1 protein-coding gene is annotated in these 1,531 nt (G+C 36.5%); it reads left to right on the top strand.

Annotation, left to right across the window (positions count from 1 at the left end; genetic code table 11):
* A partial coding sequence (locus ACIFQM_RS24605) for a glycosyltransferase (RefSeq protein WP_430066363.1) occupies positions 1-1,531 on the top strand: 1,531 nt, incomplete at both ends.

Here is a 1,531-nt window from a genome sequence, read left to right as displayed (position 1 = left end):
AAGGTATCAGTTATTGTACCAGTTTATAATGTAGAGAAATACCTGCGGAAATGTTTGGAGTCATTAGTTAGTCAAACACTAGAAAGTATTGAAATTATTGTGGTGAATGATGGGAGTACGGACCAATCATTCGGAATCATAAAAGAATTTGAAGTAGCATACCCTGGCAAGATTGTGTCAATGACAAAACCCAACGGTGGATTGGGTGATACGCGTAATTATGGACTGAAATTTGCTAAAGGGGAATACATCGGATTTGTAGATTCGGATGACTGGGTAGATCGGAAGATGTTTGAAGCGATGTATGGGATGACTCAACAAGGACATGATATCGTTTTATGTGACTTTATGGTCGTACAGGATGGATGGGAAACAGGTCATGTAGCCAAAGGGTTTAGGGGAGTACATTTCAATCCCCAGGAAATCGTTATTAATTCAATTGACCCGGCAACAGCCTGCAACAAATTATATCACAGGAAATTTTTTCAGATAGCTGAGTTTACTGATGGATGGTATGAAGATATCGGAACGACTCCAATCTTACTTTCCTATGCTCATAGTGTGGGATATTTGGAATTAGCTTTGTATAATTATAGACAGCGAAGTGGCTCAATCACTTATAGTGCAGATGAAAGAACAAAGGATGTAATTAGCTCTTGGCAACGGGTACTAGATAACGCTCACGCTAATTACAGGAGAGAAGCAGTATTTGCAGTATATAAGAGTATAGTTACATTTATAGAATTCAAGCCAGCATTTGCGGATGATTTTTTGGAATACGCCTATCAGAACCAGGAGCTATTTCAAAAGAATGAGTACTATCAAAAGAGTATACGAAGTAAGTCGATAAATGACTTATTTCAGATGAAATTAATTCCTAAGAAGCTACATTATTTCTGGTTTGGGCATGGACAGAAGAGTGAATTAATTGAACGTTGCATAGAATCTTGGAAAAAGCATGCAGGCGGATATGAAATTGTGGAATGGAATGAAAGTAATTGTGACATTAATGAAAGCCAATTTGTAAAAGAGGCGTACGAGGCGAAGAAATGGGCATTTGTAGCAGATTATTTTCGAATTAAGGTGATACATGAACAAGGGGGGTTCTATATGGACACGGACGTAGAGCTTAAGGCCCCTCTTGACTCCTTAAGAATAAGTAATTTCTTTTTTGCTTTTGAAACGAAAGATAATATCAATGCGGCTATTTTTGGAGGAATACCAGGCTTTGAGTTAGCAAGAAAATGGTTGGAGACGTATCAGCACGACACATTTAAAAAGGAAGATGGGACGTACAATATGAGTAACAATATTGTAATTCGTCTTACAGGATTGTTGAAAAAAGACTATAACATAAAATTAAATGGGAAGATGCAGACCTTGAAGGATAATGTTAAAATTTATCCTGCAAATAAACTAACCATTGATGTATATGATGGTAAAAATTTAGCAGTACACCATTTTGATGCTTCGTGGTGGGATGTAAAAGATGAAGTATCCTATAAAAATGTTGTTTTACAAGATTATTTTA

It is taken from the genome of Paenibacillus sp. NRS-1782, from assembly GCF_050467685.1.
GTDB classification, from domain to species: domain Bacteria; phylum Bacillota; class Bacilli; order Paenibacillales; family Paenibacillaceae; genus Paenibacillus; species Paenibacillus terrae_A.
This window is presented reverse-complemented; position numbering and strand designations above follow the sequence as displayed.